Raw genomic sequence first — 24231 nt, 5'->3', positions numbered from 1 at the left:
TGCGCAGGGCAACCGGCCCCGCGATCTTGATGCGGCCGGCATGGCCGACGTGAATGTACCGGGGGAGTGTGGCGGGCAACAATTGGGGTTGCTGCGGAGACCGCAGCAAAGCGCATGCGCGTCTAGCGTCCCTGCTTCTTCTGCACCGGTTCGGGCAGCGGCAGCGCGGTCTGGTACTTCACCTGCTTGAGCGCAAAGCTGGAGCGGATGCTGGCCACGCCGGCCAGTCGCGTCAGCTTGTCGACGATAAAGTGTTCGAGCGCCTGCACTTCGGACACCAGCACCCGGATCAGGTAATCGGAATCCCCGCTCATCAGGTAGCACTCCATCACCTGCGGCAGCGCCAGCACGGCGCGCTCGAACGATTCCAGCCCGGCGCGCGTCTGCTTTTCCAGGCTGACCTGGATGAAGACGTTGACGTTCAGGCCAAGCTTGCGCGGATCCAGCAGCGTGACATGCTTGCTGATCAGCCCCGACTGCTTCAGCGCGCGCACGCGTGCCAGGCAAGGCGATGGCGACAGGTTGACGCGCGCGGCCAGCTCCACGTTGGTGAGGCTGGCGTCGCGCTGAAGCTCGGCCAGTATCCTGAGGTCGATTTTGTCGAGTTCGATCATGGAAGGATCACGGTTGACCGCAATGGCCTCAGCCTGGCGTGCTGCCAGGGAGCTGCCGGTGGTGGTCGACGACGGTGCGCGAAGCGAGCAGCTGCTCGATACGTGCCGCATCGAAGCCGGCCTCGCGCAGCAGCTCGACCGAATGCTCGCCGAAAGCGGGCGGCACGCGGAAGCCGCTGCCGTTGTCGCCATCGTAGCGGATGGCGCGATTGGCCGCACGCACCGCGCCATACTCAGGGTGCTCCATCTGATAGAAGATGCCGAGGTGGCGCACCTGCGCGTCATCCTCGAGTTCGTCGAGGCGCAGCTCCGGCGCCGCCGGCACATCGTGCCGCTGCAGGCGCGCCATCCAGGTATCGCGGTCGGCGGTGGCGAACACGGCGCTGAGCTCGGCGGCAATGGCGTCATAGCCTTGCACGCGGCTCATGCGATCCGGATAGGCTTGCGCCAGGTCCGGGCGCTCGATGGCATCGAGCAGGCTTTGCCAGAATTTTTCGGGCGACGACAGGTGAATCCCGATGCGGCGTCCGCACCGGCACGTGACCAGGTACGACTGCGATTTCGACGCGCGGCTGTAAAACTCCGGCGCGCTGCCATAGGCAGACAGCTGTCCCAGCGGCTCGGTCGCCAGCGCGATCATCGCTTCGAGCATGGACACCTCGACCGTGCGACCGCGCCCGGTGGTGGCGCGCTCCACCAGCGCACCCAGGATGCCGATGCAGGCATAGACGCCGGAAATGGTGTCGGACACCGGCGGCCCGGGCACGCGCGCATCGGTGCCGCGATGGAACATCGACATCCAGCCGGACAGCGCCTGCCCGACATTGTCGAACGCGGGGCGGTGCGCGTAGGGGCCGTCGGCGCCGAAGCCCGTGATCGAGCAATGCACCAGCCGCGGATTGACCCGGTGCAGGTGCTCCGCGTCCAGCCCCAGCTTGGCCTCGCTGCCGGGCCGCATGTTCAGCAGCAGGACATCGGCGTCCCGCAGCAGCTCCTGCAGCACCTCGCGGCCATCGGGCGTGGCAAAGTCGAGCGCCAGCGAGCGCTTGTTGCGGTTATGGGATTGGAAATGCCCCGCGTACATGCCGCCGTCGAAGGTGCGGAACGGGTCAACCACCTTGGGCGATTCGATCTTGATGACCTCGGCGCCGAGCTCGCCCAGCAGCTGCGCGGCCAGCGGCGCGGTGATGAAGCGGCCAATCTCGATGACGCGGATGTTCTGCAGGATCTTCATTGTGGCTCCTTCGGCACGAGGTGCGACGATGCTTCGTCTTCGGTGCGCACCCACAGCGTATTGGCGATGGGGTGTTCGATTTCCTCGGCCAGGTGGCCGAGCAGGCCGACCGCGCGGCTTACCACCGCCAGTCCGCGGCACAGCTTCCACGACAGGCCGAGCTCGGAGGCGATGGCGCCGATGGCACCGGTCGCGTTCACGGGGAGCTGGCCGGGTTTGCCGAAGGCGCGCTCGGCCTCGCGCGAGATCGCCTGCATCAGCGCGACGTAGGGTCCGGCCAGGCCGTTTTCCTGCGCAATGGCGAACAGCCGGACGGCACGCGGGTCGACCGGCTTGTGCACGGGATGGCCGATGCCCGGCACCGGCAGCCGTTGCTGCCGGTGCCGCTGCACGATCCGCGCGGCGGTCTCAGCCATGTCGTATTCGCGGGCCGTGCCCAGGGGCAGGACCTCCTGCAGCAGGCGCGCCGCGCCTTCGGCGGTACCTGCGAAGGTGGTGCCCATGCCGCACAGGCCCGCGGCAATCGCGGCCTGCATCGACTCCGGTGCGCCCAGATAGGTCAGGCGTGCCACCATCGCCGAAGGCGTCATGCCGTGCTCCACCAGCACCGCAAGGATGGCGTTGAATACGGTCGACTCGGCGGCGCCCGGCTTTCTGCCGGTGACCTCGAGAAAGGCGAAGTCACCCAGCGCGAGCTTGCCCAGCACGTCCTGGCACAAGTCCAGTCCGCGCACCGTGATGCGCTCGGCCGTGCTCCATCCCATGTCCGATCGCAAAGCTTGTGTTCCCATGGTCTCTCCTGTCTGAAAACGTTGGCTGGCCGGAAGGCATCCGCGTTCAGCGCCGCGGCGCGTCGGCCGACACGATGGCGCGCGGCAGCAGCAGGATCAGCGCGCAACACAACAGCAGGCAGGCTCCGAGCACGTAGGTGCCGCTGTTGACACTGCCCGTGACGTTCTTGGCGACATTGGTGATCATGGCGCCGGTGATGCCGGCCAGGCTGCCGACCGAGTTGATCATGGCCAGACCTGCAGCCGCCGCCGCGCCGGTGAGCGCACGCCCCGAGAAGATCCAGAACAGCGGCGCCACGCCCAGGATGCCCGCTGCCGCGACCGAGATCAGCAGCAGCGACAGCCCCAGCTGGCTGGCAAACGCTGCGCTCAGGATCAGGCCGATGCCGGCGCACCCGGCCGGAATGGCTGCATGCAGGCGCCGTTCGCCGGTGCGGTGGGAGTGCACGGCATTGGCTACGATGAACGCGCCCGCCACCACGTAAGGCAGCGCGGACAGCAGGCCGACGTGGTAGACGTTCTTGAGGCCGGTCGCCTGGATGATCGATGGCAGCCAGAACGAGAGGCCGTAGAAACCCGTGTTCATAGTCAGGAGAATCGCGCATAGCAGCCAGATCACCGGGCTTTTCAGGGCCGCGCCAAAGTTGTGGGCCTTGTGCGCGTTCTCCGTGGCCAGGTTGCGCTGGATCAGCGCCTTTTCCTCGGCGCTCAGCCAGCGCGCCTTGTCGACCGAGTCGGTCAGGCAGGTCAGCACCACGATGCCCAGGATCACTGCGGGCAGGCCCTCGATCAGCAGCATCCATTGCCAGCCGCGATGGCCCAGGGTGTCCTGCATGTTCTGCAGGATCCAGCCTGATACCGGTCCGCCGATGCAAAGGCTCAACGGCAGCGCAAACATGAAGCCGGCCAGCACGCGGTTCTGCTTGTGCGAGGGGAACCACTGGTTCAGGTACAGCACGACGCCGGGGAAGAAGCCCGCTTCGCATACGCCCAGCAGGAAGCGAAGCACATAGAACACGTTTGCCGGCGTGGTGTGGAACAGCGTGGCCAGCGGCCCGATATACATCATGGACATCGAGACGATGCCCCAGCTGATCATGATCCGCGCGATCCAGCGGCGCGCGCCGACGCGGTGCAGGATCAGGTTGCTCGGCATCTCGAACAGCACATAGCCCCAGAACAGCATGCTGGCCGCCAGCGCATAGACGTTGTCGGTCAGGTCCAGGTCGCCAAGCATCTGAAGCTTGGCGAAGCCGATGTTGACGCGGTCGAGGTAAGAGACCACGTAGCAGACGAAGAACAGCGGCACGGTCCGCCAGAACACTTTGTCGTAGGCGGACTTCTCGAGATCGGGCAGGGCAGCCTCGATCGGGCTTTGCTGGATGCTTGCGGCCATCAATGTCTCCGTTTCGTCTCGGGATGAGAGCGTCGTGTCGCCTGCTCTTTTGCTCGACGTTAATGTAGGACAATTCAAATCAGCGCGTGACCGTCATGCAGGATGACGATGCGCCGCCTGACGCGGTAAATGGCCAGCAGTTCCTTTCAGCAAGCGAAAACGGCCAGCACATCTTGTAGCGATAACGGCGCTTTGACCTGGAGGTAGCGCTACGATGTTGTAGGACAATAATGTTCGCCAGCGTCGGATACAATCAGGGTTATCGCGAGCAACGCCCCTTTCCCATGACCCATCCATCCGCACCGCCACGCAACACGCTCGAATATGTGGTCGATACGCTTCGGCAGGCCATCCTCAGCGGACGCCTGGTGCCGGGCCAGCGCCTGGTCGAGGCCGACCTCACTCGCGAGCTCGGCGTCAGCCGCGGTCCGGTGCGCGAATCGTTCCGCCGCCTGTCGGCCGAGGGGCTGGTCGAGAGCATCCCGAACCAGACCACCATGGTCAGGCGCTACACGCACCCCGAGATGAAGGAGCTGTTCGAGATACGTGCCGAACTCGAAGCGCTGGCGGCGCGGCGCACGGCCGGGCGCATGGACGAGGCCTGTGTGCGCGAGCGGTTCCTGAACGCGACCCGGCCGATCTGGGAAGACCACCATGCCATGAGCCCGGCGGCCTACTTCGAAGAGAACCGCCGCTTCCATCAGGCCATCGCCGACGAGTGCGGCAATGCGCAGCTGACGGATTTCATCGGCCGCCTGCAGTTGCCGATGATCATGTTCCAGCTTGGCAATGCCATCCACGGCGAAGCCTTGCAGGAGTCGGTCAACGAGCACCGCCTGATTGCGCAGGCCATCGTCAGCGGCGATGCCGACAAGTCGGCACAGCTGATGCGCGAACACCTCAGGCGCGCCAGCGATTTTATCGACCGCCTGCCGGCGGATTCCTTCAGGCGGTAAGCGCGGCGGCGGGCAACGGCGCCATCGCGGCTGCCCTCGCGCCGGCACGCGCTGCGGGTGAACCGCGCGTGCCGCAGCATCGTTGCGCGTGAATGGCGCTTGCCGCAGCGTCATATGCCGTCACCCGCAAGCTGCGCGTGGAAAGTCAGCACCTCGTGCCGCAGGCCTCTCCATAGAATAAAAAAAAGCCTACGGAGACCTTCCATGACCAACCTTGCCTCCCCTCATTCGCGCCTGCTCGCACTGGCCGCACGGCAGCACGATGACGATCCCCAGGAAACACAGGAATGGCTGGAGGCGCTGGAGGCGGTGGTGGCGCAATGCGGTCAGGAACGCGCGCGCTACCTGCTGGAGCGGCTGCTCGATGTCGCGCCTGCGCTTGGGGTATCGACACCCGCGCAGGGCAATACGCCATACCTGAACACCATCCCGGTCGAACGGCAGCTGCCTTATCCCGGCGATGCCGCCATGGAAGAGCGCATCACCGCCATCGTGCGCTGGAATGCGCTGGCCATGGTGGTGCGGGCCAACAAGGCCTATGGCGAGCTGGGCGGCCATATTTCCAGCTATGCCTCGGCCGCCGACATCTTCGAAGTCGGCTTCAATCATTTCTTCCGCGGCGCCGACGCCGGCAATGGCGGCGACCTGGTCTATTTCCAGCCGCACTCGGCGCCCGGAGTGTACGCGCGCGCCTTCCTGGAAGGGCGCCTGTCCGAGGCGCAACTGGACAACTTCCGCCGCGAGTCCGATGGCAGGGGGCTGTGTTCGTATCCGCATCCGTGGCTGATGCCAGACTTCTGGCAGTTCCCGACCGGCTCGATGGGATTGGGACCGATCCAGGCGGTGTACCAGGCGCGCTTCATGCGCTACCTGGAGCATCGCGGGCTGCAGGCTACCTCGGGCCGCCACGTCTGGGGCGTGTTCGGCGACGGGGAAATGGACGAGCCCGAATCGATCGCCGCGATCCCGCTGGCTGCGCGCGAGCGGCTCGACAACCTCACCTTCATCATCAACTGCAACCTCCAGCGCCTGGACGGGCCGGTGCGCGGCAACGGCCAGATCGTGCAGGAACTGGAGGCGCTGTTCCGCGGCGCCGGCTGGAACGTGATCAAGGTGCTGTGGGGCAGCGCATGGGACCCGATCTTCGCGCGCGACCACAGCGGGGCGCTGCTGCGCGCCTTCGCCGCCACCATGGACGGCCAGTTCCAGACCTACAAGGCCAAGGACGGGCACTACGGGCGCAGCCACTTCTTTGGCCAGAACGAAGAACTGAAGGCGCTGGCTGCCCACATGACGCCGGAGGAGGTGGCCGCGCTCAATCGCGGCGGCCATGACCTGCGCAAGCTGCATGCGGCCTTTGCCGCGGCGCGCGACCACAAGGGCCAGCCCACGGTGATCCTGGCCAAGACCGTCAAGGGCTATGGCATGGGCGATGCGGGGCAGGCGCAGAACACCACGCACCAGCAGAAGAAGCTCGACCTCGAAGCGCTGAAGGCGTTCCGCAGCCGCTTCGGGTTGGACCTCTCCGATGCCGACCTGGAAGCGATGCGCTTCTATCGGCCGGCCGAGGACAGTCCGGAACTGCGTTACCTGCAGGCACGCCGCGCGGCGCTGGGCGGCTACCTGCCCGCGCGCCGTTGCCGCGCCGACGCCGTGCCGGTGCCGCCGCTGGCGCAGTACGGGCAGTTCGCCGTCAACGCCGGCCACAAGGAAATGTCGACCACCATGGCGATGGTGCGCATGCTGACCGCGCTGCTCAAGGACAAGGCACTGGGTCCGCGCGTGGTGCCCATCGTCGCCGACGAGGCGCGCACCTTCGGCATGGCCAGCCTGTTCCGCCAGGTCGGCATCTATTCGTCGCAGGGCCAGCTGTACGAGCCCGAAGACGCAGGCTCGATGCTGTGGTACCGCGAGGACGTCAGCGGCCAGATCCTGGAGGAGGGCATCACCGAAGCCGGCGCGATGTCGTCGTGGATCGCCGCCGGCACCGCGTACAGCACCCATGGCACCGCCATGCTGCCGCTCTACATCTATTACTCGATGTTCGGCTTCCAGCGCATCGGCGACCTGGTCTGGGCGGCCGGCGACCAGCGCGCGCGCGGCTTCCTGGTGGGCGCCACCGCGGGGCGCACCACGCTCTCCGGCGAAGGCCTGCAGCACCAGGACGGCACCAGCCATGTCATAGCCGCGACCATTCCCAACTGCCGCGCCTATGACCCGGCCTACGCCTACGAGCTGGCGGTGATCGTCGACGCCGGCATGCGCGCGATGATGGAGCGGCAGGAAGACGTCTTCTACTACCTGACCGTGATGAACGAGAACTACGCGCAGCCGTCGATGCCGGCCGGCGTGGAGCACGACATCGTGCGCGGCATGTACCGGCTGGCGCAATCCGACGGGGGCGGGCGCGGCAAGGTGCGGCTGCTGGGCAGCGGCGCGATCCTGCGCGAGGTGGAAGCCGCGGCGCGCATGCTGGCCGAGGACTGGCAGGTCGACAGCGAAGTGTTCAGCGTGACCAGCTTTGCCGAACTCGAGCGTGAGGCGCGCGAGGTGGCGCGGCAGCGCTTGCACCAGCCCCAAGCGGACATCGCGCCCAGCCATGTCGAGCAGCTGCTGGCCGGCGAAGCGCCGGTGGTGGCGGCCACCGACTACGTGCGCGCCTATCCGCAGCTTATCGCCCCGTATGTGCAAGCACCATACACCGTGCTGGGCACCGATGGTTACGGCCGCAGCGACAACCGGCCGTCGCTGCGCCGCTTTTTCGAGGTGGACCGGGCCTATGTGTGCGTGGCGGCGCTGCGGGCGCTGGCGGCGCAGGACGCGGTGCCCGCCGAGTTGGTTGCACAAGCACTGGAGCGCTACGGCATCGACGCCGGCAAGCCGGCACCGTCGATGCAGTGAGATGGCGCGGCGCGCTTTGCGCGCGCCGCGCACGCTTGGCTCAGCGTGCCGAGTCCAGGACCTCGCCGTCCTTCTGCACGGCCTGTGCCTTCATGTAGCTTTCGATCAGCAGCTGGTACGTCGGGAAGATCTTGGTGTAGATCTCAGCCCATTGCTGGGCGTCGTCGCGATGCCAGGTGCGCTGAAGTTCGGAGGCGACGGCGGCCGTATCCATCGGCACCACACCGGCCTGGACCACGCGCGCCAGCGTGATTTCCTGCGCCATCTTCGAGTAGGTGCCGGAGGCATCGACCACGGCGAAGACCCGGTAGCCGTCGGCCACCGCGCTGATGGATGGGAACGCCATGCAAACGCTGGTGATGGTTCCTGCAATGATCAGGCTCTTCTTGCCGGTGGCTTCCACCGCGGCGACGAACTCCGGGTTGTCCCACGCGTTGATCTCGCCCTTGCGCGCCACATATTTGGCGTGTGGCGCGTTCTCGTGGATCTCCGGGATCAGCGGACCATTCGGGCCTTGCGGCACCGACGCCGTGGTGATTACCGGCAGTTTCGACAACGTCGCCATCTTGGCCAGCGCCGCGGCGCGCAGGCGCAGTTCCGGCATCGGCATGTCGCCCACGGTCTGGAACAGGCCGCTCTGGTGGTCGATCAGCAGCATGGCCGTATCGTCGGGATCGATGGCCGGGCGCTTGCCGTTGAAGTTGGCAGGGCTGCTCATGGTGGGTCTCCTTTGGAAGGGGGATGCGTGAACCTCGGCGAAAGGGATGACTGCCGCTGGCGGGGCCCGGCATCGGGGACATGGCGTTCTCGCGCGGGTGAGATGAATCTAGGAGGTCGGCGCGCAATCCGCAACCATTTCCGCCTCGCTGCAGTCGAGGCCATACTGCCCTGCATCGCAATGGCGGTCGATACCGAATGCTGATGGCGTTCGAACAAAAAAGTGATTGGATCTGGTGGCCGGCCCGGCATAACGTTGTGGATTCGGAACGCGCGCTCAAAACGTATAAGCCGCCGACAGGTACGTGAAATTGGTATTGCGCCCGCCCGCCGTACGCAGCACCGGCGCCACCTCCACATGCACCAGCCCGGCGTTGACGGTGACATGGCGATCCACCTGCCAGAACACGTCGAAGGCGAGCTGGCTGCCGGTGTAGCGGCCGGGACGGCCCGCAGTGCCGGCGATGGGGACGGCCGTGGCGGTATAAACCGCGTCGCCGGTGGTCTGGCGCCAGATGAAGTCCCACGACACCGTCAGCCGTAACGATGCGGTGGGCCTGAGCGTCAGCGACGGCTGCAGGTCCACCACATTGGAGGTGCCGAGCAGTCCGGCCTGGTTGAAGTAGGCCAGCTTGGGGAAGAGCCCGCCGTAGGTGCCCAGCCTGCCGTCGCGGGGATCTTTGTCGCCGCTGCCCGCGGTGGCTTTGATACCGGCGCGCGCTTTCCATTCGCCCATCGCAAAGGCATAGCCCGTGTCGGTCGAGAAGCCCCAGGCGCGCAGGTCTTGCCGGCCGAAGCTGCCGACCTGCACCAGCGCTTCCCAGTCCCAGTCCCAACGGCCGTGGCTGCCGAAAATGCGGCCGCCCACGGAATGGCGGCGCTCCACGCCCGGGCCGATACTGTACAGCGCGCGGCTGTTCTCGAAGCCCAGGTAGTACAGGTCCACGCCGGATGCCGGCACGAAGCTGTGCGGCAATGTCGTGTACACGCCCCAGAAGCCCTGCGCATGATTGGGATGGTCATCGAAATTGCCGGCCTTGAGCAGCACGGGCCGGGTGGCGAAGGCGTCGATGCGGACGTCGCTGGCCTGCCCGCCCAGCCGAACGCCGTCGAAGGCGCGGCGCACGTTCGGCGCGTCCCGCACGGACACCAGCCGCTGCGCGCCGAACGCCATTTCCTGCCGGCCCAGGCGCAGTGTGGGATCCTCTGCCGCCGTGCCGGATACTGGCAGACGCGCGTCGACAAAGGCTTGCTGCAAATCCAGCCGGTCTTCATACGGGGGCAAGGCCACCTCCTTGCCGGCGGCGAGGTGATTGCCCAATTGCGCGAAGGCACGGAAACGCTGGCCCGCATGCAGATCGGCGTGCACCAGGATGCGATGCAGCAGATAGCCGTCGGCCTCGCGGCCCGGCGTGCCGAAGTTCGGTGCCGAATAGTGCTCGAAGCGTTCGCGGATCTCGCCGCCAAGGCTCAGATAGGTATCGGGCGCGCCAAGGGCAATGTACTTGATTGGGTCCCAGAAATGGCGACGGGTGGCGTCGGCCCCGGCGCCTTGCAGGTAGCGGTAGTCTTCCTCGTAGCGCAGGAATTTGTAGGCAGGCGTGTCGGCCGGTGACTGCGCCAGCGCGGCACCGGAGAGGGCGATCAGGGCGAGGGCAAGCGCGTGAGGGTTGGCCAAGAGAACGATTGTGTTCCGGTCGGTGTGGCGATTGCGAGCGGCGTGATGGCGTATGACAGGCACCGCGCCGTGGTTTCCTTCAAGCCAACATAGCAGCTTGCGATGACAGCGCAAGCTGCCCGGCACGTTAATCGTCGCATTGTTCAAGTCAACGCGGTGCCCGTGGCGCGGCGCACTGCCCATGCGACAATTCTGCTCACGCCTGAGCACCGCACCACACCCCGATGATCCCGTGCGGCAGCGCGGCCCCCCAACGCCATCGTCGCCCTACACCATGAACCGACCAGCCTCCCTCTCATGCCCCGACTGGGTGCGGCACGCCAGGCCGACAGAGGGCGTCGAGCGTATCGAAGCGTGGTTCCACGGCAAGGCGTATGCGATGCACCGCCACGACACCTACGCGATTGGCCGCACGCTTGCCGGCGTGCAGCGTTTCAGCTATCGGCGCAGCCAGCGAGACAGCCTGCCCGGCAACACCATGGTGCTGCATCCCGATGAGCCGCACGATGGCCAGGCAGGCACCGACGAAGGATTCCGCTACCGGATGATCTACGTAGAGCCGGTGCTGTTCCAGAACATCCTGGGCGGGCGCGCGCTGCCGTTCCTCGAAGGCGGCGTCACGACGGATCCGCGCCTCGCGGCGGCCACCGAGGCGCTGCTGCAGCATGTCGGCTGCACGCTCGAGCCGCTCGAGCAGAGCGATGCACTGGCCGACCTGGCGCATGCGCTGGCCGCCGTCGCCGGTACGCCCGCGCGGCGGTCCCGGGGCGACTATCTGGCCGCGTGCCGTGCACGCGAGTATCTGCATGCCAACTGCACGCGCGTGGTCACGCTGGACGAGCTCGAGGCGGCGACGGGGCGCGACCGCTGGAGCCTGTCGCATGACTTCCGCACGTTCTACGGCACCAGCCCGTATCGCTATCTGACCATGCGTCGCCTCGATGCGGTGCGCCACCTGTTGCTCGCTGGCAGGTCGCTGGCTGACGCAGCCGCGGCGGCGGGTTTCGCCGACCAGAGCCACATGACGCGGCACTTCGCCAGGACCTTCGGGCTGACGCCGGGGCGCTGGCTGCAAGTTGCGGGAAGCATCCGGAGCGGATGAGAATCTCCCACGATCGTTCAATACGCCCGCACGGCGCATGCGTATCCTCAACCCGTCAACTTGTGAACGGAGAGAACCATGTCCCCATCCGCTAGCCATCCCCGCGCACCAGCCGGCCGCGGCCAGTGCCAGAGCATTGACCTGGTCGGCAAGATCGCGCAAATCGACGGACACTGGCAACCGCGCGTCGTCGCGGAAATGAACGACTACCAGTTCAAGGTGGTGAAGGTCGAAGGCGAATTCGAGTGGCACCGGCATGCCGACACCGACGAGACCTTCATCGTCCTCGAAGGCGAGTTGCGCATCGATTTCCGGCAGGGGCCCGCGGGCGACGGTTCGATCGTGCTGCGGCCCGGCCAGATGGCGGTGGTGCCGAAGGGCGTCGAGCACAAGCCCAGTGCCAATGCGGAAGTGAAGCTGCTGCTGATCGAGCCGCGCGGCGTGGTGAACACGGGCGACGGTCCGGCGGGAGAGCGTACGGTCGACAACGACCAGTCGGGGGGGTTCGGTCCCGGCCCCCACCCACCTGGGGATCTGAGACGCGCTTCCAAAAAAAAGCGGCACCCTTGCGGCGCCGCGCTTGTCACCCCCGGCCGGCCCGTACGGGCAGGCCACTGGTGCACTACCGCGTGCTTACCGCTTGCCGTCCTTCGCGTACACGCGCTCGCCGGCGACCCACGTCTGCAGCACCTGCGTCTTCCAGATATCGGCAGGCTTGACCTTGAACAGGTCCTGGTCGACCAGGATAAAGTCCGCCCACTTGCCCGGCTCGAGCGAGCCCAGCGTCTTCTCCTGGTGCTGGGCGTAGGCCGCGTCCAGCGTGAAGGCGCGGAAGGCCTGCGGCAGGGTCATGGCTTCTTCGGCATGCCAGCCCTTGATCGGGCGGCCTTCATGGTCGGTGCGGGTCACCGCCGCGTGCAGGCCGTAGAACGGGTTGGCCGATTCCACCGGGAAGTCCGAGCCGCCCGCGATCACGGTGCCTTGCCTGAGCAGCGTCTGCCAGGCGTAGGCGCCCTTGATGCGGTCCTTGCCGACGCGGTCTTCGGCCATGTTCATGTCGCTGGTGGCGTGGGTGGGCTGCATCGACGCGATCAGGTCCAGCGACTTGAAGCGCGGGATGTCCGGCAGCGCGATCACCTGTGCGTGCTCGACGCGGTTGCGCAGTTCGCGCCCGCCCACGTCCTTGTACGCCGCTTCCATGGCGTCCAGCACCTGGTGGTTGGTGGCGTCGCCGATAGCGTGGATGTTGACCTGGTAGCCGGCCTTGATCGCGGTCTTGACCGCGGCCTGCATCGCGGCATCGCTCATGAACAGCAGGCCGCTGTGCACGTGGTCGTCCGAGTACGGTGCCATCAGCGCGGCGCCGCGGCTGCCGAGCGCGCCGTCGCCGTACAGCTTGACCGCGCGCAGGTAGTAGCGGTCGTTGCCGTAGCCCGACAGCGGCCCCTTGGCCGACAGCGCCTTGAAGTCGTCGCCGGTGTCGCGGATCATGCCGTAGATGCGGGTGGTCAGCTTGCCCTGGTCGGCGAACTCGCGGTAGATGCGGTCTTCGGCGACGGTCACGCCGGCGTCGCCCGCGGCGGTCAGGCCGAGCGCGTTCATGTGCGCCAGCGCGGCGGCCAGCGCGGTGCGGCGGTCGTCGTCGCTGTACGGCGGGATCACGTTGTTGACCAGCGCCATGGCCTTGTCGACCAGCACGCCGGTGGGGTTGCCGCTGGCATCGCGCTCGATGCGCCCGCCGGCAGGGTCCTTGGTATCGCGCGTGATGCCGGCGGCCTGCAGCGCCTTGGTGTTCAGCCACGCGGCGTGGCCGTCGACGCGCACCAGCCGCACCGGGCGGTCCGACACCGCGGCGTCAAGCTCGGCTGCCGTCGGGAAGCGGCCCAGCTTCCAGTTCACCTGGTTCCAGCCATAGCCCAGCAGCCATTTGCGCTGCGGGTTCTTGTCGCCATAGGCGCGGATCATGCCCTGCGCCTCGGCCAGCGTGCGCGTGCCCGACAGCGAGATCTCGGTGGTCTTGAAGCCCAGGCGGAACACGTGGCCGTGGGCATCGATCAGGCCCGGCAGCAGGGTCTTGCCCTGGCCGTCGATGCGCTGCGCGCCCGGATACTGGGCGCGCAGGGCGGCGGCGTCGCCGGTGGCCAGCACCTTGCCCTGGTCGAACACCAGCCCGGTGAAGCGGGTGACCTTGTCCTGCTGCAGGGTATAGCCCTGCACCGATTCCACCAGCGTGGGCGCGCCGTGCGCGGGCAGGCCCAGGGCCATGCCGGCGCCAAGCGCCAGCAGGCTGATACGGATTGCTTTCTTCAAAGCGATGCTCCTTGTTGTTGTGCTTTTTTTGCTTGATGCTGCGGATTGCCAGGCGCCCGGGAACGGCGCCTATTCACCGGCCGCGGGCACGACGGTGCGCGTTACGGCGGCATCGCGGGCCGGCAGCGCGGGGAATTCCATTTCGGCATAGGGCACGAAGCGCGTCTTGCGCGCGATGCGGTAGCCCAGCCAGATCAGCAGGAAGATCGGAATGCCGATATAGGTCGCGGCCACGCTGACCCAGTCGATCTTGCCGCTGGTAAAGGCCTGGTAGTTCTGGCCCAGCGTCACGACCAGGCACAGCCCGAAGGCAAAGATCGGCCCGTAGGGAAAGAACGGCGAGCGATAGGGCAACCGGTCCAGGTCATGCCCCTGGGCGACAAAGCCCTTGCGGAAGCGGTAATGGCTGATGGCGATGCCGAGCCAGGCAATGAACCCGGTCATGCCCGACAGGTTCAGCAGCCACAGGTACACCGACTTGCTTTCGAACAGCGAGGTCAAAAAGCACAGCGCGCCGACCGCGGTGGTGGCCAGCAGCGCCACCAGCGGCACGCCGTTGCGCGTCAGCCGGGCAAACACGCGCGGCGCGCGGCCCTCGGTGGCCAGGTTGTAGAGCATGCGGGTCGAGGCATACATGCCGGAGTTGCCCGCCGACAGCACCGCGGTCAGGATCACCGCGTTCATCACGCCGGCGGCAAAGGCCAGGCCCGCATGGCGGAACACCAGCGTGAACGGGCTTACGCCCACGGTCTGCACGTCGCTCTTGAGCAGGCTGGGGTCGGTGTAGGGAATCAGGATGCCGATGATCAGGATCGCCAGCACATAGAACAGCAGGATGCGCCAGAACACCTGGCGCACGGCGCGCGGGATGTTCCTGGCCGGATCGGCCGATTCGCCGGCGGCAACGCCGATCAGCTCGGTGCCCTGGAACGAGAAGCCGGCGATCATGGCCACGCCGATCAGCGCGGGCAGCCCGCCGACGAAGGGGGCATCGCCGGTGGTCAGGTTGGCCAGGCCGTGGCTGGCCGCCATGTCGCCGCGCAGGATGCCGAAGATCATCAGCGTGCCGATGCCGATAAAGGCCACCACCGTCACCACCTTGACCAGCGCGCACCAGTATTCGGCCTCGCCGAAGCCGCGCACCGAGATCGCATTGAGCGCGAACATCAGGCCCAGGAACAGCGCGCTCCACAGTACGCCGGGCGTGTCCGGGAACCAGTACTGCATCACCAGCTGCGCCGCGGCCAGTTCCACCGCGATGGTCACGGCCCAGTTGTACCAGTAGTTCCAGCCCAGCGCGAAGCCGAAGCCCTCGTCGACATAGCGCGCGCCATAGGTGGCGAACGAGCCCGACACCGGCATGTACGCCGCCAGCTCGCCCAGGCTGGTCATCAGGAAATAGACCATCGCGCCGATCAGGATATAGGCGGCCAGCGCGCCGCCGGGCCCGGCCTGCGCGATGGTGGCGCCCGAGGCCACGAACAGTCCGGTGCCGATCGAGCCGCCGATGGCGATCATGGTGAGATGGCGGGCGCGCAGGGTGCGGCGCAGCGTGGGCGCGGGGGCGCCGGCGGAGGAAGGCTGGGAGGGTTGTGTCGACATCGGAATCCGGTCTGGGCGCGCCGTGCGGTACAAGCCACGAAGGGACGCAAAGGGGCGCGAAGGCGCGCAACTATGCCGGCATCGCCGGGCGGCCGCAAGCTGCGGCAGGCCGCCAGCCGCGCGGGCGGCGACACATGCCGCAGGGCCTCCTCCCGGTGCTACCGGCCGGTATATTGGGCGGCATCATAAGAGAAATCGCTGTGCAGGGAAAGCCGCAGCCGCCTGCCCGGCAAGGGTGCCCGTGGTCAAGTGCCGCACTCGCCGCCGGATGCCGGCCTGCCTGCCGGTCCGCCCTTCGGCCATGTTGCGCTGTAGGACAAACTCCCGGCGCGGACAGGAATGGCACCGCTGCCGGGGCTGGCGCGCGGGGTATATCTTGCGAGGTAGCAGGCGCTGCACGCCGGCCGGTGCTAGGACCCGGCCACCGGCCCATCCCCGTTCCTTCATTCACCGGCGCAGGGAGACTGACGGATGTTCCAGACGCACAGCCATGTTCCGCTCGACGCCCGGCGGCCGATCGCCGCGGCACGTGCCGGCGCCGGCTGGTGCCGGCGCGCGACCCGCCTGGCCGCCTTCGCGCTGGCCGGCCTGATCGGCACCGCGGTGCTGGGCGGCTGCGCCAGCCTGCCGGCACAGGCGGAGCGCACCCCGTCGACCGCCCCGGCCAATACCAGCGACACGCCGCTGGGCAAGGTGCTGGCGCCGCGCCTGGCCAAGCGCCCGGGCGAGTCGCTGTTCTACCCGCTGCAGTCCGGGCCCGACGCCCTGGCCGCGCGGCTGGCGATGGCGCGCGCGGCGCAGCGCAGTCTGGACCTGCAGACCTATATCTTCGAGCCGACCGGCACCGGCGCGGCGGTGCTGGGCGACATCCTGGACGCGGCCGACCGCGGTGTGCGTGTGCGCATGCTGCTCGACGACCTGCATACCGGCGGTCTCGACCAAGTCCTGTCGGCGATCGATTCGCATCCCAATGTGGAAGTGCGGCTGTTCAACCCGTTTGCCAACCGCAGCGTGCGCTGGCTGGAAATGCTCGTGGGCTTCAACCGCCTCGACCGGCGTATGCACAACAAGTCGATGACGGTGGACAACCAGATCACGCTGCTGGGCGGGCGCAATGTCGGCGATGCGTATTTCTCGGCGCGCACTGACATGGATTTCAGCGACCTCGACGTGCTGGTGGCCGGGCCGGCGGTGCCGCAGGTGTCCGCGGTGTTCGACGAATACTGGAACGACGCGTCTTCCTATCCCGTGGTGGCGCTGATCCCCGCCGGCAAGGAAGCGCCGGTGGAAATGCGCAGCCTGCGCAAGCGGCTGGAGGCGCGCGGCGACCAGGCCGTGGCCAGCCCCTACGTGCAGGAGTTGCTGGATTCGGGCCTGGCCAAGGGGATCGAGAGCGGCCACATGCCCGGCTACTACGGCAAGGCCGTGGTGGTGTCCGACAAGGCCGCCAAGATTACCCACCAGACCCACGACGACCCCGGCCACGCCACCGCCCGGCTGGAGAAGATGATCAGCGGGGCGCAGAAGGAGGTGCTGCTGATCTCGCCTTATTTCGTGCCCGACGATGACGGCGAAGCCTGGCTGATCGCGCTGGCGCGGCGCGGCATCCGCGTGCGCATCCTGACCAACTCGTTCGAAGCCACCGATGTCAGCCCGGTGCACGCCGGCTACGCACCGCACCGCCAGGCGCTGGTTGCCGCCGGCATCGAGCTGTACGAGCTCAAGCCCAGCGCCTATGCCGAACTGGCCAATCGCGGCAAGGCCGCGCGCGGTTCGCGCTCGCGCGCCTGGCTGTCGTCAAGCCGCGCCAGCCTGCACGCCAAGAACTACATCGTCGACCGGCGCCAGGTCTTTATCGGCTCGCTCAACATGGACCCGCGCTCGGCCAAGCTGAATACCGAGATGGGCGTGGTGCTGGACAGTCCGGCGCTGGCCGAGCGCATGATCCGCTCGACCGAAGACGGCCTGCTCGACATGGCTTACCGCATCGGGCTGCAGACCGATGGCGACGGCGGCAATCCGCGCCTGACCTGGACCACGCGCGAGAAGGGCCAGCTGGTGGTCTACGACAGCGAGCCCGGCATGGGCCCGCTGCAACATCTGGGAATCGGCGTGCTGCGCGTGCTCCCGATCAAGGAAGAGCTTTAAAGCGGCTCCGGCGGGCGGCCCGCGGCTTTCCTGAACCCAGGTTTGGGGGTATTTTTTCCGGCACCGTAGCTCCCCTCCGGAGGAATTCCATGAAAGCTGCAGTGCTGCATCAACCCAGGACGCCGCTGGCGATCGAAGACGTGGCCATCGGCAAGCCCGGACCGCGCGAAGTGCTGGTGCGTACCGCCGCCGTCGGCGTGTGCCACTCCGACCTGCATTTCGTGGACGGCGCCTACCCGCACCCTGTTCCCACCATCCCTGGCCACGAGGCCGCGGGCGTGGTCGAGCAGGTCGGCGCGCAAGTCCGCACGGTCAAGCCCGGCGACCACGTCATCACCTGCCTGTCGGCCTATTGCGGCCATTGCGAGCATTGCCTGACCGGCCATCTGTCGCTATGCACCGAGCCTGATACCCGACGCCGCGAAGAGGAGGAACCGCGGCTGCGGGCCGCCCATGGCAACGCCATGCACCAGTTCCTGAACCTGTCGGCCTTCGCCGAGCAGATGCTGATCCATGAGCACGCGCTGGTGGCGATCCGGCGCGACATGCCGCTGGACCGCGCCGCGCTGATCGGCTGCGCGGTGACCACCGGCATGGGCGCCGTGATCCATACCGCGAAGGTGCGGCCGGGCGAGACCGTCGCCGTGATCGGCTGCGGCGGCATCGGGCTGGCCACGGTCAACAGCGCCGCCATCGCCGGCGCCGGCCGCATCATCGCCATCGACCGGATGCCCGGCAAGCTGGAACTGGCCCGCAAGTTCGGCGCCACCGACGTGATCGACGCCAGCGAGGGCAATGTGCCGGACGCGGTGCGCACGCTTACCGGCGGCGGCGTGCACCATGCCTTCGAGGCCATCGGCCTGAAGGAGACCACCGAGCAGGCCTTTGCCATGCTGCGCCGCGGCGGCACCGCCACGGTCATCGGCATGATCGCGCCGGGCGTCAAGATCGAGCTGAAGGGCAGCGATTTCCTGGGCGAGAAGCGCATCCAGGGCTCGCTGATGGGCTCCAACCGCTTCCCGGTGGACATGCCGCGCATGGTCGATTTCTACATGGCGGGCCGCCTGCACCTGGACGAGCTGATCGCGCAGCGGCTGCCGCTGGACCGCATCAACGACGCCTTCGACGAACTGCGCCGCGGCGAACTGGCGCGCTCTGTGATCCTGTTCGACTAGGCGCGCAGCGCGGCCGGTGCGGGGCCGGCAAGCGCGCCGGCCGGTGTTCAATAAGGCTGGTCCGCCGGCCGCACCTCGAAGCGCAGGATCTCGGCCAGGTCCAGCATCTCTTCGTCATCCTCGCTGCGCGTGATCCAGCCGGCGTAGGCATCGCCGCCGGTATCCCAGTTCCACAGCGTATAGCCGGCCACGCGCAGCTGGTTGTGCGCCAGCTCCATCAGTTCCGGCACGCTGGTGCTCTCCAGGAAGGCCTCGTCCTCGGGGTCGTCGGTGCCCCAGTCGAGCTCCAGGTCCATGCGCTCGCACAGCTGGGTCAGGCAGCCGATAAAGGACTGCGCGTCCTTCCAGTCGACAAAGAAGCCGGACTGCCAGTCGATGACCTCGCGGATCACCCACAGCAGTTCCGGCCCGTCGGTGTCGTCGTCCTCGGCATCGAGCAGGGCATCCTCGAATATCGCCATCTGGGCCGAGGTCTGGGCGCTGTCGCCAAGGTTGATCAGGGCGAAGAAACGCGCGATCGCGTCCTGCGTGTCGTCGTCCAGCGGTGTGGCCATCTTTTTTCTCCTGTTGCCGCGGCGCGCTAGGCCGCGATGCGGATGATCTCGCGTTGGCCCGCCGGTGTCACGCGCAGCGCGCGCGAGGTGCGCGTGGGCTCGACCCAGCCGCGCGCCAGCAGGCTGCCCAGCAGCGCCGCGCCCAGCGCGCCGCCCAGGTGCGGCTTGCGCTCGCTCCAGTCCGGACAGGTGCAGGCAAACTGCCGCCGCTTGCGGCGCGCCGCACCCACATCCACGCCCAGCCGTGCCAGCGCCTGCGCGCCATCGCCGCTGAGCGCGACGCGCGCCCCGTCCAGCATCAGCCAGCGCGACTGCGTCATGCGCTCGAACAGCCCCACCGCCAGCTCGCCCGCCAGGTGGTCATAGCAGGTGCGCGCCTGGCGCAGCGCCGGCGGCGCCGTGCGCGACACCGGCACCGCGCGCAGCCGCGGCGGCTGGCTCGCCAGCGACGCCGACGCCAGCGCCTCGATCGCCACGCCGATCTCCGGCGCCGCCAGCCGGTAATAGCGATTGCGCCCGCGCGTCTCCGCCACCAGCAGGCCGCCTTCGGACAAGCGCGCCAGGTGCCCGCTGGTGGAAGACGCCGACAGGCCGGCGATCAACGCCAGCTCGCCGGCGGGCCGGGCGCTGCCGTCCATCAGCGCCCATAGCATGGCGGCACGGCCCGGGTCGGCGAGCAGGCTGGCGAGGTGGCTGATGCCGGGGGTGTAATCCATGGTTTGGGTTTGGGTGAAGGGTGTGATGCGGAGTATAGGACGAAGGCGGGGGATGAATGCCCGGTGCAAATTTAGTCCTTACTAGCAAACCATGTTCTTACCAGTAAATTTAAGTTCTGACGTGTTTCTATGCCGCCAGCGTCAAAGGGCCCCCGAAGGCCCTCAGCCGAACCTTCGTTAGCGCCAGTTTGCAGTACGCTTTTCCACGAACGCGGCGATACCTTCGCGCGCATCGTCGGTGCCGGCGACGCGACAGAACGTATCGACCGCGTAGGAAACACCACGACGGTAGTCGCTGTCGATGGCCCGGTGGAATGCGGCTCTGCCCATGCTCATCGCGGATGCTGACTTGGCGGCCAGGCTGGCGGCGAGTGACCGTGCCTCCCCGAGCACCTTGTCCGCCGGGACGACGCGATTCACCAGGTGCAACGCCTGCGCCTCGATCGCGCCGAAGGAGCGCCCGGTGAAGAGCAAATCGAAAGCGACATGACGGCCGACGATGCGCGGCAAGTGAGTAAAGTGGATAGCCGGTAGCATGCCGACGTCAATTTCGGGGTATCCGAAGCTGGCATCCTCGGAAGCCACAATCAGATCACAGGAGATCGCCAGGGTCATGCCGCCCCCCCGCGCCGCACCGCCTACCGCGGCGATCGATGGCTTGCCGAGACGATACTGCGCTTCTGATAGCTGGACGTAGAGTTTGTCCAGGAGCGTGTAAACGGTAGCCGCCGATGCGCCCTGCAAGGCTGCAATATCAAGTCCGGCGCAATATCGCTTGGGTACGGCGCTGGCAACGATGACGGCCCGAACCGCGTCATCAGCGGCCGCGCGCTCCAAGGCGCGAATCAGTGCGTCGACCATCGGAACCGTGAGGGCATTGACAGGAGCGTTATCCAGGCGGATTTCGGCGATGTGCTCGCGGACGGTGTAGGTAACCAGGGACATAGTCTGCTCAGTATGGGGTTGGTCTAGCCGGCCGCCGTCGCAGTAGCCACGGTGCCGGCGCGGTGCATACCTTCAATCTGTTCTCGTGTGAACCCGGCCTCCAGCAAGATTTCGTCGGTGTGTTCACCGAGCAGCGGGGCGGGACGACTTGCCTGGCGTGCTTCTCGGCCGAAGCGCACCGGTAAGCCGACGTTGGAGACAGTGCCCAGCACGGGATGTTCAGTCTCGACGATCAATTGTCGGGCCTGCACCTGTGGGTGTGCCAGCGCTTGGTCCAGCGTCTGAATAGGCGAGCAGGGCACACCGATCTTTTGTAGGGTTTCGAGCCAGTAAGCGAGCGGCTGGATCGAGAGGCGGGATTGCACCAATTCAACCGTTCGGGAGAAGTTCCGTACCCGAGCGGCGTTGGTGGCAAAGTCTGGATGATCGACCCAGTCTTCGAGGCCGGCGACTGAGCAGAAGCGCTTCCATTGGGCGTCATTGCCGACGCCGAGCATCAGCGGCCCATCGGCGGCGTCGAACGCCTGATAGGGCGACATTGACGGATGGGCTGTGCCCATTCGCTGTGGTGCCTTTCCGCTGCGCCAATAGTTCTGCGCCATGTACCCCATGAAGCCAAGGGCAGTCTCCATGAGCGCCACTTCCAGATACGTTCCTTTGCCAGTCGTATGGCGTTCGAGCAGGGCTGCCAGGATGCCACTGAGCGCATGCATGCCGGTGCCGATGTCGACGGGTGAAAAGCTTGCCCGCGCAAACTTCCCGCCGGGGTCTCCCATAGTGCTGATCATGCCGCTGAACGCTTGCAGCATTACGTCATAGCCGGGCTCATTGCCCAAGGGGCCATCGCGCCCGTAGCCGGAGATCTCGCAGTAGATCAAACGGGGATTCCCGGCGCTCAACGTGGCGTAGTCCACGCCGAGCTTCTTGGCGGTACCGCCACCGAAGCCCTGCAGTACAACGTCAGCGCTGGCTGCCAGTTGCTGCGCGACACGTTGGCCGGCTTGGGTCTTGAGATCCAGCGCGATGCTGCGCTTGTTGTGATTGACGGCCAGGAATACGGCGGACTGGCCCTCATCCTGAGGGAGCCACCCACGTGTGTCGTCGCCAGAACCCGGGGGTTCGACCTTGATGACATCGGCGCCCAGTTCGCCCAAATATTGGCCGCATAAGGGACCAGCCAAGACCTTGCTCAGGTCCAGAACCCGAATGCCTTTCAATGGTTGCATTGCTAGAACTCCCTATTCATTCGGGCTGAATGCCAAGCCCACGCGCAATGCTCGTCCAGCGCTCGGAGTCCATTCTGACGAAGCTGACGAGCTGGTCGGGACGTGTCGGCATCGGCTCGGCGCCACGATTGCGTAGCGCTGCTACGTATTCCGGGTCGTTGACTGCCTTTGCCGAAGCCGCCCGCAAACGCTCGACAATCGCCTTGGGCGTCTGTGCGGAGGCTTGCACGGAGAACCAGAATTTCAGGTCCGCTCCTGGATATCCGGCTTCCTTGAGTGTCGGGACGTCCGGCAGCATCGGAGAGCGCTGCGAGGAGGTAATGGCAAGCGGCTTCAGTTTGCCGCCCTGAATCTGGCCAATGCACGTCGTGAACGAGTCGAATACAAAATCGACTTGGCCTGCCATCACGTCCGTGAGAGCCGGAGAGCTACCTTTGTACGGCACCGCTACCGCCTTGAAGTTGGCCTTCTTCTGCAGTAGAGAGCCATAAATGTGCGGCGAGGAGCCAGCGCCAAAGGTCGCGTAGGTCAGGGCGTCAGGCTTTGCCTTTCCTAATTGAACCAGCTCAGCAAGCGTCTTAATCTTGAGTTTGTCGGGATGGACGACCAGGACGTTCGGCATCGAGCCGGTGGTCGCGATGGGCACGAAGTCTCGTTCCGGCAGGAAGCGAGCGTGGGGGTACATCAGCGGGTTCACAGCCTGCATGGCTACGGTGTTGTGCAAGAGTGTGTAGCCATCGTTGCCGCTATCGAGCACATGCTGGGCGCCAATATTGCCGCTCGCGCCGGGCCGGTTATCGATCACCACTGGCTGTCCCAGTTCTTTCGACAGTGCCGTCGCCAGCAGGCGGGCAATGAAGTCGGTGGGCCCGCCGGCAGCAAACGGCACAACAATTCGGACGGGCTTGGTCGGCCAGTCAGCGGCAAGGAGAGGGCCTGCCAATAGGGAGGCGGCAGCCCCCAGCAGCAGTGTTCGTCGTGTCGGATTCATCATCGTCTCCAATGGTTCTGGCCGTAGCATGGCGACCTCCGACATATAAGTCCAAGACAGGTTTGAGATATCCGATATAGGATTCCGCTATAGCCACTTCTGCGGGGCGATTCATGGCGCTCGAACTTCGTACCCTGCGGGGATTTGTCACGGTATGCGCGGCAGGTTCGATTTCTCGCGCTGCGGAGCGCTTGCACATCGCGCAACCGGCGCTAAGCCTGCAGATGAAAAACCTGGAGGAGGAGTTCGGCGCAGCCTTGCTTGAGCGAACACCACGCGGGGTTGTAGCCACAGCCGCAGGCGAGATGTTGCTCGCGCATGCGACCGATATTCTTCGGCGCGTGGAGGTGGCATACGAGGACATTCGGACAGCCATCAAGCAACCGCAAGGCAGGGTGGCCGTCGGGTTGCCGCAGTCCTTGGCAAAGCTATTGACCGTGCCGCTCGTGAAAGAAGTCTGCGCAGAGTGGCCAGGGATTGACCTGCAAATCATCGAACAGAGCACGGGATACATCCCCCAAGGGCTGCTGACCGGGCATCTGGATATCGGCATGACCTTTGGCGGCACGCCAGAGCCGGGATTGCGCGCCGATCGCGTGCTCGAAGAACGGCTATTGCTTGTCGGCCCGCCGGGTAAGTTGTCGGCGCACGGCCGAGACGGTATCGACGCTGCCGTCAGCGTACCGTTCTCCCGCTTGGATAGCTATCCATTGATTCTCCCGGCAGGACTGCATGGCCTGCGCAGCCTCATAGACCGGTTCAGCGCGTCCCAAGAAACTCAGCTTCAGGTCATCGCGGAGGTCAATGCGATCCCGGAACTGATTGCGCTCGCCGCTGCAGGTGCCGGATTCACGATCCTGTCTCACGCGTCAGTGCAGGAAGAATGGCGAGGCGGCATTGTGTCCTGTGCCCGTATTGCCGAAGAAGGATTCACGCGGCAGGTCTACCTTTGCCGTGCCGCGACCCTACCCGCTTCGTTGGCCGTGACGTCGGTATGGCAACGTCTTCTCTCGATTACCGGACGACTGGTAGAGGGCGGTCAGTGGCCGGTTCACCGCTTCAATGCCGGAGGCGAGGGCGCCGGGCCCTAGCGATAGCGGCCGCGCTAGTGCATGCCACTAAAGGCGTTTAAAGTTCGCCACCTCGGTTTTGCGGCAGCAAACGGCTGGGAAGCG

At 66.4% G+C, this 24231-nt stretch carries 19 protein-coding genes and 1 pseudogene; 7 read left to right on the top strand and 13 right to left on the bottom strand.

The annotated features are described in order from the left end of the window. Nucleotides 1-122: 122 nt before the first annotated feature. From AC3FMM_RS10195 to AC3FMM_RS10180, 4 genes are read right to left on the bottom strand one after another with little or no spacing between them, the layout of a single operon-like run. Nucleotides 123-614, bottom strand: coding sequence for an Lrp/AsnC family transcriptional regulator (locus tag AC3FMM_RS10195; protein ID WP_414248495.1), 492 nt, complete (start codon nucleotides 612-614; stop codon nucleotides 123-125). Between the two features lie 28 nt (nucleotides 615-642). After that, a complete protein-coding gene (locus AC3FMM_RS10190; protein WP_414248496.1) occupies nucleotides 643-1848 on the bottom strand; it encodes a CaiB/BaiF CoA transferase family protein in 1206 nt (401 codons plus the stop codon). Continuing rightward, nucleotides 1845-2639 carry a citryl-CoA lyase gene (locus AC3FMM_RS10185; RefSeq protein ID WP_488686536.1) on the bottom strand — a complete coding sequence of 265 codons (795 nt, stop codon included), beginning with the start codon at nucleotides 2637-2639 and terminating at the stop codon, nucleotides 1845-1847. The genes AC3FMM_RS10190 and AC3FMM_RS10185 overlap by 4 nt, the downstream gene beginning before the upstream one ends. A gap of 46 nt (nucleotides 2640-2685) precedes the next feature. After that, nucleotides 2686-4035, bottom strand: coding sequence for an MFS transporter (locus tag AC3FMM_RS10180; protein ID WP_414248498.1), 1350 nt, complete (start codon nucleotides 4033-4035; stop codon nucleotides 2686-2688). Between the two features lie 284 nt (nucleotides 4036-4319). Between AC3FMM_RS10180 and AC3FMM_RS10175 the strand changes: the two genes are divergently transcribed. Continuing rightward, the gene (locus AC3FMM_RS10175) at nucleotides 4320-4991 is read left to right on the top strand and encodes a GntR family transcriptional regulator (protein ID WP_414248499.1); all 672 of its coding nucleotides are present in this window, start codon (nucleotides 4320-4322) and stop codon (nucleotides 4989-4991) included. A 204-nt stretch (nucleotides 4992-5195) separates the two neighbouring features. Further along, the gene (gene mdeB, locus AC3FMM_RS10170) at nucleotides 5196-7892 is read left to right on the top strand and encodes an alpha-ketoglutarate dehydrogenase (RefSeq protein WP_488686535.1); all 2697 of its coding nucleotides are present in this window, start codon (nucleotides 5196-5198) and stop codon (nucleotides 7890-7892) included. A 40-nt stretch (nucleotides 7893-7932) separates the two neighbouring features. Here the strand turns inward: mdeB and AC3FMM_RS10165 are convergent, their stop codons facing one another. Then, nucleotides 7933-8610 (bottom strand): hydrolase, encoded by a 678-nt coding sequence (locus AC3FMM_RS10165; RefSeq protein WP_414248501.1) that lies wholly within the window; start codon nucleotides 8608-8610, stop codon nucleotides 7933-7935. Nucleotides 8611-8886: 276 nt separating this feature from the next. Then, entirely contained in the window at nucleotides 8887-10470 is a 1584-nt protein-coding gene (locus AC3FMM_RS10160; protein WP_488686534.1) for an alginate export family protein, read from the bottom strand. A gap of 91 nt (nucleotides 10471-10561) precedes the next feature. Between AC3FMM_RS10160 and AC3FMM_RS10155 the strand changes: the two genes are divergently transcribed. Both AC3FMM_RS10155 and AC3FMM_RS10150 read left to right on the top strand, forming a co-directional pair. After that, on the top strand, nucleotides 10562-11389 hold the full coding sequence (locus AC3FMM_RS10155; RefSeq protein ID WP_473704544.1) for an AraC family transcriptional regulator: 828 nt from the start codon (nucleotides 10562-10564) through the stop codon (nucleotides 11387-11389). A gap of 78 nt (nucleotides 11390-11467) precedes the next feature. Further along, a pseudogene (locus AC3FMM_RS10150) lies at nucleotides 11468-11884 on the top strand (cupin domain-containing protein); the annotation flags it as partial. Nucleotides 11885-12022: 138 nt separating this feature from the next. On the opposite strand, the gene AC3FMM_RS10145 reads toward AC3FMM_RS10150, so the two are convergent. Next, nucleotides 12023-13699 carry an amidohydrolase gene (locus AC3FMM_RS10145; RefSeq protein WP_116313784.1) on the bottom strand — a complete coding sequence of 559 codons (1677 nt, stop codon included), beginning with the start codon at nucleotides 13697-13699 and terminating at the stop codon, nucleotides 12023-12025. 69 nt (nucleotides 13700-13768) lie between these two features. Beyond that, nucleotides 13769-15301 carry an amino acid permease gene (locus tag AC3FMM_RS10140; protein ID WP_116313785.1) on the bottom strand — a complete coding sequence of 511 codons (1533 nt, stop codon included), beginning with the start codon at nucleotides 15299-15301 and terminating at the stop codon, nucleotides 13769-13771. 471 nt (nucleotides 15302-15772) lie between these two features. Here AC3FMM_RS10140 and AC3FMM_RS10135 point away from each other — a divergent pair, with 471 nt between their 5' ends. Both AC3FMM_RS10135 and AC3FMM_RS10130 read left to right on the top strand, forming a co-directional pair. Further along, entirely contained in the window at nucleotides 15773-17449 is a 1677-nt protein-coding gene (locus AC3FMM_RS10135) for a phospholipase D family protein (RefSeq protein ID WP_115714089.1), read from the top strand. 89 nt (nucleotides 17450-17538) lie between these two features. After that, nucleotides 17539-18624 carry a Zn-dependent alcohol dehydrogenase gene (locus AC3FMM_RS10130; protein ID WP_414248507.1) on the top strand — a complete coding sequence of 362 codons (1086 nt, stop codon included), beginning with the start codon at nucleotides 17539-17541 and terminating at the stop codon, nucleotides 18622-18624. A gap of 47 nt (nucleotides 18625-18671) precedes the next feature. Here AC3FMM_RS10130 and AC3FMM_RS10125 read toward each other — a convergent pair whose 3' ends face one another. The 5 genes from AC3FMM_RS10125 to AC3FMM_RS10105 form a co-directional block, all read right to left on the bottom strand. After that, on the bottom strand, nucleotides 18672-19178 hold the full coding sequence (locus AC3FMM_RS10125; protein WP_115699220.1) for a DUF6630 family protein: 507 nt from the start codon (nucleotides 19176-19178) through the stop codon (nucleotides 18672-18674). 26 nt (nucleotides 19179-19204) lie between these two features. After that, on the bottom strand, nucleotides 19205-19894 hold the full coding sequence (locus tag AC3FMM_RS10120) for an ArsR/SmtB family transcription factor (protein WP_488686533.1): 690 nt from the start codon (nucleotides 19892-19894) through the stop codon (nucleotides 19205-19207). 177 nt (nucleotides 19895-20071) lie between these two features. Then, nucleotides 20072-20839: an enoyl-CoA hydratase/isomerase family protein gene (locus tag AC3FMM_RS10115; protein ID WP_326346332.1), complete on the bottom strand. Its 768-nt coding sequence runs from the start codon at nucleotides 20837-20839 to the stop codon at nucleotides 20072-20074. Between the two features lie 23 nt (nucleotides 20840-20862). Further along, nucleotides 20863-22065, bottom strand: a complete 1203-nt coding sequence (locus AC3FMM_RS10110; RefSeq protein ID WP_326346333.1) for a CaiB/BaiF CoA transferase family protein — start codon at nucleotides 22063-22065, stop codon at nucleotides 20863-20865. A 16-nt stretch (nucleotides 22066-22081) separates the two neighbouring features. After that, entirely contained in the window at nucleotides 22082-23056 is a 975-nt protein-coding gene (locus AC3FMM_RS10105) for a Bug family tripartite tricarboxylate transporter substrate binding protein (protein ID WP_488686549.1), read from the bottom strand. 113 nt (nucleotides 23057-23169) lie between these two features. Between AC3FMM_RS10105 and AC3FMM_RS10100 the strand changes: the two genes are divergently transcribed. Beyond that, on the top strand, nucleotides 23170-24147 hold the full coding sequence (locus tag AC3FMM_RS10100; protein ID WP_326346335.1) for a LysR family transcriptional regulator: 978 nt from the start codon (nucleotides 23170-23172) through the stop codon (nucleotides 24145-24147). The last annotated feature ends 84 nt before the right edge of the window (nucleotides 24148-24231 follow it).

The organism is Cupriavidus sp. 207A1, assembly GCF_057798955.1.
The sequence above is the reverse complement of the archived record's forward strand: the minus strand, read 5'-3'. Positions and strand labels throughout refer to the sequence as shown.